We start from the raw sequence: 7,613 nt of genomic DNA on the forward strand, positions 1-7,613 counted from the left end.
TTAATTGATCATGGATCTGTCGCGGGTGCCCTGCCAATGTGCCCAGTGCACGCCGGCTGGACGACGCCCGGCTGGCCGCCGTTTTCCCTCCGCCAGCAGGCCCTCCGGCCTATGTACCCACGCCGTCGCCACCTCGGGCTGAATCCTTCGTGAAAGCATCAGGTTAGCGGTGTGTAAAAATTCTGTCTCCGAATATCATCGGTGGCCGGCGGATGATTCCGCCGTAGGCCGTCAGCCCAGCTCACCAGGCAGACATGCCGGTAGAACATCGGATGGTGCTCACGGCAGGCAGTGGGCCTGGGGACGGCAGGGCCATTCAGCCGCGTGATTCAGGCCTCACAGATTCAATTCTCACTGCGTATAGCCGACTCGTGGGATGGACTTGTGTCAGGTACGAGAATCGCGAAAGAAGGCCGAGAGCCACATGAATCCGCAGTCGCTCACCACGTATAGCGCCCGCCAGACAACCGATGTCGTCCTCATAGGCGCGGGAGTCATGAGCGCCACACTCGGTACCCTACTGCACAGACTTCAGCCGGACTGGTCGATCGATGTGTACGAAAGACTGCCCGGAGTGGCCGAGGAGAGTTCGGATCCATGGAACAACGCGGGCACCGGTCATGCGGCGCTTTGTGAGCTGAACTACACCAGTGAGCTCCCGGACGGCAGCATCGATGTCCGGAAGGCCGTCACCATCAATGAACAGTTCCAGGTGAGCCGCCAGTTCTGGTCGCATCTTGTGGAAGACGGCACAATCACTGATCCGGGAACGTTCATCAATTCGATGCCGCACATGACCTTCGTCCGGGGGGCGGCGGACGTCGACTTCCTCCGCCGACGGTACGAAGCGTTGCGGACCCAGCCGTTGTTTGCGGCCATGGAATTCAGTGACGACCCGGCCGTGATCGAGCGCTGGGCGCCGTTGTTGATCGAACAGCGCAAGCCCGGCGAGCCGATTGCCGCGACCCGTGAGGTGTCCGGCACCGATGTCAACTTCGGCGCGCTGAGCCGGCAGCTCTTTGGCGCGCTGGAGTCGGCTGGGGTGAGGATCCACCTGAACCAGGAGATCAGGAGCCTCACCCAGGCTCCGGACGGCAGCTGGCGGTTGCGGGTGTACCACCGGATGAGTGGGAAAACAAAGGACATAACCGCGCGCTTCGTGTTCGTTGGCGCGGGTGGATGGGCGCTGAAAGTATTGCAGAAATCACGCATACCCGAGGCCAGCGGATTCGCCCTGCTGCCCATCAGCGGCCAGTTCCTCCGCACCGACAACCCGGAGCTCGTCGCCCGGCACCAGGCGAAGGTATACGGCAAGGCGCCGATCGGCGCGCCGCCGATGTCGATGCCGCACCTTGACACCAGAATCGTCGACGGGAAGGCATCGATTCTGTTCGGCCCTTACGCCGGATCGAGCCCGAAGTTCCTCAAGCACGGCTCCGTGTTTGACATGCCGAAGTCCATCCGCCGGCATAACATAATGCCTTTGATCGCCATGGCGAGAGACAACATAGCCCTGGTCGCGCTGTTGCTGAACGCGCTGACCGCGACGCGGAAGAAGAAGATCGAGGAGCTCAGGCAGTTCGTCCCCGGCGGCATGGCCAAGGACTGGCGGATCATCACGGCTGGGCAGCGGGCGCAGATTGTCAAGAAAGATCCACAAAAGGGCGGGATCCTGCAGTTCGGAACAGAGGTGGTCGCCTCGCGCGACGGTACCATCGCCGGGGTTCTCGGCGCTTCCCCCGGGGCCTCAACCGCGGTTCCGATCATGCTTGATCTGCTTGAACGATGCTTCCCCGAGCGTTATGCCGCCTGGCAGGTAGCCTTGAGCGAAATGATCCCGACTTTTGGCCAGCGACTTTCCGACAAGCCAGAACTCGCGGCACGGACGATGGCCGCGACCGCAAAGATTCTTCGTCTGACGGAGATTCCCCGCCCTCTCCCCAGCCGTTCAACGGGCCGATAATGGCTAGCTTGTAAAGATCTCGGCATGCAGACGTGCCCTGGTCACTGTCGGTCGCATGGTAATGATCGACGTTCTTGGCCGCGTTCGGACGCGGTGAGGGCAACCGCTCCATCCGGATATCCGGGGGTACTCGTCCACGTCGAAGCCGGCATGAGGACGACGCACATCCGAAACCGGCGGACTGGCCGCCGCCGGGTGCACCCCCTGCCCTGCCTGAGGCTGATTGGCCGTGCTGGTCAGCCTTGGGCGGAGAGGAGGATGGCCGGAAATCGTGTAACTGCCCAGACTACCCGGATTAGATGATCTGCTGCAAGGCCTTGCAGCAACCCGTGGGCCCGTGAGGTATCAGTCGGAAATCGGACTCGTGTTGTGTCACCTCCGTGTTTTATCGTCTCGGTGCGGACCATCGGGCGTGGTGGGCCGAGCAGTGCTACGGGGGTAGGTCATGCATCGGTCGCTCGGTCGTCAATTGTTCAGCCGTTGGTTCTTTGGTGTTGGGAAAGTAGTTGCCGCGGCGCTTGCGCTTGTGCTACCTCTTGCCGGCTGCCTGGTCACGGGCACAGTTCAACTCCCGTTTCTCCCGGTCGAGCTCGCGATTTCCAGCGATGGATCAATTACTTTAAGTGCAAGTTCGCAGATTGTGACTCCACTGGGGACCTTCAGGCTCCAGGTGTCCGGGGCGAAGAACATTCACGCTCCGTCGGACGGGACCCTGCTCGTCATCCGGCATCCCGTCCGTGGCGTGGCGATGGACAGCTTCTACGGCATTCACCTGCCAGACAAGCTTCGCTTCGTGTTGGACGGTGACTCGAGCATCACGACCAACCGGAACGTCGTGACCCTGAACCTGCGGAACAACGTGCACGGCATCCGGATCCAAAACGTCCAACAGGCGAAGTCCGCGCCGAAGTACGCAACGCAGCAGGTCAGGGTGCTGCCGCCCGCGCCGAAGGCCGCGCCGTCGACATCACCGGCTGCCGCCGGTTCGCCTGCCGCCGCTTCGCCCGCCGCGGTTGCGACCGGCGTTCCATGCCAGGCCGGGTCCGCGACGGCGGCCAGCACGCACGTTGCGTCATCCGCGCCATCGGCCCAGCCCTGTGTGCTGTTGGCGACAGCGGCTCCCGCGAGCCCGAGTGCGCCGCCGACGGCTACGCCGGTGCGGACACCGTCCACCATGCCGTCGCCGGAGGCAACTCCTTCGCGCACTCCCCCGAAGACGGCAGACCCCTCATCGACAGGATCCGTTTCACGATCTCCAGCCCAGGGACTGGCGCAGGCCACTTTGATTTCCCCGCGCCCATGATAGGCGGTGACAAGTCCGAGTTTCCTCGGATGGATTCGGGGTGGGGCCACCGTTTAGAGCGCGTTTGAGATCGTCATTCCGGCTCGCTGATCGAAAGCCCGGTCTCAAACACGCTCTCAACGGGACATGGCCCGGTAACGGCGGACGCTCAGCGATCCGAAGAGCGTGACGAGCACCGCGACCCAGATCACGGTGACCAGTATCGGATGCTCCGTAGGGAAGTCCCCGCTGCCGAAGGGGTTCGGATTACCGAACAGCGCCCGCATCGATGCGGTCAGAGTGCTCACCGGATTCCATTCCGCCACCGGCTGCAGCACACCGGGCAGCGTCTGGACGGGGACGAACGCATTGGACAGGAACGTGATCGGGAAGATCGCGGTGAACGCCACCTGCTGGGCGACCTCGACAGTCGGCACCAGCAGCCCGAGCCAGACTCCGACCCAGGCCATCGCGTAGGCGAACAGGAGCCCAAGAGCCACGGCCGCGAGGAAGTCGACGAGTCCGTTGCGTACCCGCCAGCCGACGATGAGGCCTGTGATCATGAGTACCGCGAGAATCGCGGCGTTGTAGATGACGTCGGAGACGGTGCGCCCGGTCAGGAAGGCCGAACGGCTCATCGGCAGCGAGCGGAAGCGGTCGATCAGCCCTTTGGCGAGATCGTCGGTGATGCCGATGGCGGTGGTCGCGGCCGCGAAGGTCAGCGTCTGGGCGAAGATTCCCGCCATGAGGTACTCGCGGTAGGAGCCGCCTCCCGGCAGCGGGATCGCTCCACCGAACACGAAGGAGAAAAGCAGCACGAACATCACTGACTGCAGGATCGCGAAGACCGCCAGCTCGGGGATGCGTGGGATCCGCTTCAGATTGCGCCAGGCGACGACCAGCGAGTCGGCCACGACCGACGTGCCAGCGGCAGAGCCGCGCGCTGGCCGCCACGGTGGCCATGAACGTGCGACAAGAGAATCAGCCGCCTGGTGGCCTGGGTGGTCGGGGCCGACGAGACCGGTCATGAGGTTCGTCCCACCGCCGCGGCGGTAGGGGCATCATGATCCGGATGAGCCTCGTTGCCGCCGTCGGCAGGCTCCAACCGCGTGGCATGGCCGGTGAGCGTGAGGAACACGTCGTCGAGTGTCGGCCGGCGCAGCCCGAAGTCGTCCAGCACGATCCCGGCCTCGTCAAGGGCGCGAATGACAGCGGCGAGCTTGCGCGTACCGCCGTCGGCGGGCGCGGTCAGGCGTTTTGCCCGTTCATCAACGGTGGCGTCGGCGACACAGTGGCGGGAGATGATGTGGCGGGCCTGGACGAGGTCCGCTGGGTCGTTCACAACGATTTCGATCCGTTCGCCGCCGATCTGCGACTTGAGCTCAGCGGCTGTGCCACGAGCGATGATTTTACCGGCGTCGACCACGGCGACGACGTCGGCAAGTGCGTCGGCTTCCTCCAGGTACTGCGTTGTCAACAGCAGCGTTGAGCCCTTGCGGACGAGGTCGCGGATGGCGTTCCACATCGACAGCCGGCTGCGTGGATCGAGCCCGGTGGTCGGTTCGTCGAGGAAAAGCAGCCGCGGGTGGCCGATGAGGGCGGAGGCGAGGTCAAGGCGGCGGCGCATCCCCCCGGAGTAGGTCTTGACGACGTTGTCCGCCGCGTCGGACAGCCCGAACTGCTCGAGAAGCTCGCCAGCGCGGCTGCGGGCCGTACGGCCCGGCAGCTGGTAAAGCCGGCCGAACATCCACAGGTTCTCGGCACCGGTGAGATTCTCGTCGACGGCGGCGTACTGCCCGGACAGGCCGACGAGCCGGCGCAGCCGTTGTGCGTCGCGTACCACGTCATGACCGAGTACCGTCGCCCGGCCGCTGTCGGGTCGCAGCAGCGTGGCCAGGATGCGAACGGTGGTGGTCTTGCCCGCGCCGTTGGGGCCGAGCAGCCCGAGGATCGTGCCCTCGGCGACCTCCAGATCGAGGCCGTCGAGCGCGCGCACCAGGCCGGCGCGGGTCTTGTACACCTTGGTGAGGGCTTGCGCGGTGATGGCCGGCACGAAGCGTCCTCCTTCCAGACGTTGGACAACCAACGGCGAGATCACAACCCGCCTGGGCCTCGTCGTACGCCGGGTTTCACCTCCTGTCCCCGGCCCCAAGTATCGGTCGACGCGGCGAAAGCCACCTGCCCGCGCGTCCTGCCGTGTCCGAGCCCGGATCCCGGCGGCGACCCGCTAAGCTGCCCACCGGACTTGGAGGGGCGAATGCGGACATGGTGGGCGGCGGCGCTGGTGGCCGTCGCGCTGGTGGCAGGGTGCGGCGGGGAAGGCACAGCCCCTGAGGAGACGCCGCCCCCGAACACGCCCGGCTACCGGCTCGCCGTGCTCGACGGCGAGGTGGACCCGAGCCTGGCGACCATCCAACGGTACGACAGCGCCATCCAGACGGTGGCGAGCGGATGCAAGGGAAGCGTCGTGGAAGTCGCCAGGCTCGCGCAGGAGTCGCGGGACGCGCTGACCAACGGCAAAGTCTTCGAGGACCTCATCGTCATCCTCAGGGATGTCTCGGGCTACACGGCGGGCGCCGCCGACTGCAAGGCGGCCTTCACCAGCTATGTGATCGTCGAACTCAAGGGCGAGGACGAGACCAGCTGACCGGCGGTACTGGTCGATCGGCGCAGCGCGGGCATCAGGCCGCGCGGATGCCCGCGGGGCCGCGGAGGGATTTCCGCTGAGTGGCATTGAAGCCGCCAGCCACGTCCGCCGGAAATCCCGGTATCCCCGATGAACGGTCCTGGTGATGCTTCGATTGTCGCTGACTTGTCTGACCCCGCCCCGCGCATGTGGTTGTGTAGCCCACGATGCGTCCACTCCAGCGCATGCCCGAGTGGAACCACCTGATAGGTGTGTGGTTCCATCTGCGATGCGCGTGGTTGTGAAAGGGGTGATGAAGTGGTGGCGAGTATCTTCGGGGGCGATCCCGAGGTCGCCCGGCAGGTGTCCGGCGAGTTGGCGGACATCCGCGGCACGCTTGCCTCTCTCGGCGCGGTCTTCGACGGCCTGCACGGCGTGACCGGCTCCGACGAGGTCGAGACGGCGCTGCGTCATTTCGTCACCCAGTCATCGGACAGCCGTAATTCGCTTGACAAGTTGTTGGAGCGGGCGTCCGGCCTGCTTCGCGGGTTGGCTGAGGGCGCGCTCGATGTGGATTCCGGCCTTGCCGGTGTGCTCACGTCAACCGCGCCCGCGAGCGCTGAATCAGCACGTCCGGATACCCATGCGTCCGCTTCGCCGGTGGTGGCGGGTGGCGCGGTATGAGCGCGGCTGCCAACGGTAAGACGGCCACGGGCGCGCCCACCTGGTTCACGCTCCGGGTGCCGGCCTCCTGGTTCGAGTTCGACGTGTGGCGAGCCACCCGTACCGGTGACCTCGCGCGGCTGGTTGACGCTCGGCTCGCGGCACTCCCGCAGCTGCGGCCACAGCGGTCGGCGCTGCTCAAGCTGTTGCGGGAGATCGCCGAGCGGGCCGAGCGGCAGGGGGCTGTTTACTGCGCGGCCACCGCTGAACTGGTGGAGGGTTCCGACGGTCTGGTGGCCAGCATGATGGTGTTCCATACCGATGGCGCGCCGAACGTCGCGGACAACACGGTTGAGGCGATCGCCGGCCAGGTCACCGCCATGGCGCCGGCGGACGGTAGATCTTCCTGGCGCACCGTGACGATTGTCGAGATGCAGGCTGGCCGGGCCGTGCGCATTCGCGGGGTTGAGCGGCCTGAGCCGGACGGGGTGCCGATCGACGCCGTTGTCATGCAGACCCTCATTCCCGTACCCGATGGCCGTGGCGTACTCAATGTCGTCCTGAGCAGTCCGCACGTCGACATCGCCGAGGAACTGTTTGAGCTGTTCGACGCCGTCAGCGACACGCTGGCCTGGTCCCAGGACCGCCCGGAGCAGCTGGCTGCCACGGATTCACCCACCTGATGAAAGAGAGCGTGTCATGGCCAACGTCCACGTCGACTACGCAGCGCTGGAGAACACGGCGTCCAGGCTCACCAGCGGTCAGCAGGAGATGGAAACCCAGCTGACGCAGCTCAAAGCTCTGATCGACAACCTGGTCGGCAGCGGCTTCATCACCGATCAGGCGTCCGGGAAGTTTCAGGCGTCGTATGAGCAGTGGAACACCGGTACGAGGAACGCCATTGCCGGGCTTGAAGGCATGGGTGGTTTCCTCAAACTGGCTATTTCGCAGCACCAGCAGCTCGACGCCACGCTCAGCCAGTCGGCGGGTGCCTGACCACGCTGCCGGAGGCCTCGACAAGCCCGGTAGGCCCAGGTAGTAGACCCAAGGGAGAACAGCGGTGGGCGACTGGGGTGTGC

Annotated in this window: 8 protein-coding genes; 5 read left to right on the top strand and 3 right to left on the bottom strand. The window is 65.3% G+C overall.

The window, feature by feature from the left end:
* The first annotated feature begins 424 nt into the window (after positions 1-424).
* Positions 425-1,963 (top strand): malate dehydrogenase (quinone), encoded by a 1,539-nt coding sequence (mqo, locus tag MJ783_RS02200; protein WP_239308216.1) that lies wholly within the window; start codon positions 425-427, stop codon positions 1,961-1,963.
* Between the two features lie 768 nt (positions 1,964-2,731).
* Here the strand turns inward: mqo and MJ783_RS02205 are convergent.
* From MJ783_RS02205 to MJ783_RS02215, 3 genes are all read right to left on the bottom strand, one after another.
* Positions 2,732-3,244, bottom strand: coding sequence for a hypothetical protein (locus MJ783_RS02205; protein ID WP_239308217.1), 513 nt, complete (start codon positions 3,242-3,244; stop codon positions 2,732-2,734).
* Positions 3,245-3,382: 138 nt separating this feature from the next.
* On the bottom strand, positions 3,383-4,273 hold the full coding sequence (locus tag MJ783_RS02210) for an ABC transporter permease (protein WP_239308218.1): 891 nt from the start codon (positions 4,271-4,273) through the stop codon (positions 3,383-3,385).
* Positions 4,270-5,298, bottom strand: a complete 1,029-nt coding sequence (locus MJ783_RS02215) for an ATP-binding cassette domain-containing protein (RefSeq protein ID WP_308128323.1) — start codon at positions 5,296-5,298, stop codon at positions 4,270-4,272. The genes MJ783_RS02210 and MJ783_RS02215 overlap by 4 nt, the downstream gene beginning before the upstream one ends.
* A 204-nt stretch (positions 5,299-5,502) precedes the next feature.
* On the opposite strand from MJ783_RS02215, the gene MJ783_RS02220 reads away from it, so the two are divergent.
* The 4 genes from MJ783_RS02220 (at position 5,503) to MJ783_RS02235 (ending at position 7,530) form a co-directional block, all read left to right on the top strand.
* Positions 5,503-5,892: a hypothetical protein gene (locus tag MJ783_RS02220; protein WP_239308219.1), complete on the top strand. Its 390-nt coding sequence runs from the start codon at positions 5,503-5,505 to the stop codon at positions 5,890-5,892.
* Positions 5,893-6,192: 300 nt separating this feature from the next.
* The gene (locus MJ783_RS02225) at positions 6,193-6,555 is read left to right on the top strand and encodes a hypothetical protein (protein ID WP_239308220.1); all 363 of its coding nucleotides are present in this window, start codon (positions 6,193-6,195) and stop codon (positions 6,553-6,555) included.
* Positions 6,552-7,217, top strand: coding sequence for a hypothetical protein (locus MJ783_RS02230; RefSeq protein WP_239308221.1), 666 nt, complete (start codon positions 6,552-6,554; stop codon positions 7,215-7,217). The genes MJ783_RS02225 and MJ783_RS02230 overlap by 4 nt, the downstream gene beginning before the upstream one ends.
* Before the next feature lie 16 nt (positions 7,218-7,233).
* Positions 7,234-7,530: a WXG100 family type VII secretion target gene (locus MJ783_RS02235; RefSeq protein WP_239308222.1), complete on the top strand. Its 297-nt coding sequence runs from the start codon at positions 7,234-7,236 to the stop codon at positions 7,528-7,530.
* Positions 7,531-7,613 lie beyond the last annotated feature (83 nt).

The organism is Protofrankia sp. Cj3, from assembly GCF_917627355.1.
Taxonomy (GTDB): domain Bacteria; phylum Actinomycetota; class Actinomycetes; order Frankiales; family Frankiaceae; genus Protofrankia.

Coding starts and splice junctions, on each gene's coding strand:
- MJ783_RS02220 (WP_239308219.1), top strand. CDS start 5,503: ATGCGGACATGGTGGGCGGCGGCGCTGGTGGCCGTCGCGCTGGTGGCA.
- MJ783_RS02230 (WP_239308221.1), top strand. CDS start 6,552: ATGAGCGCGGCTGCCAACGGTAAGACGGCCACGGGCGCGCCCACCTGG.
- MJ783_RS02235 (WP_239308222.1), top strand. CDS start 7,234: ATGGCCAACGTCCACGTCGACTACGCAGCGCTGGAGAACACGGCGTCC.
- MJ783_RS02210 (WP_239308218.1), bottom strand. CDS start 4,273: ATGACCGGTCTCGTCGGCCCCGACCACCCAGGCCACCAGGCGGCTGAT.
- mqo (WP_239308216.1), top strand. CDS start 425: ATGAATCCGCAGTCGCTCACCACGTATAGCGCCCGCCAGACAACCGAT.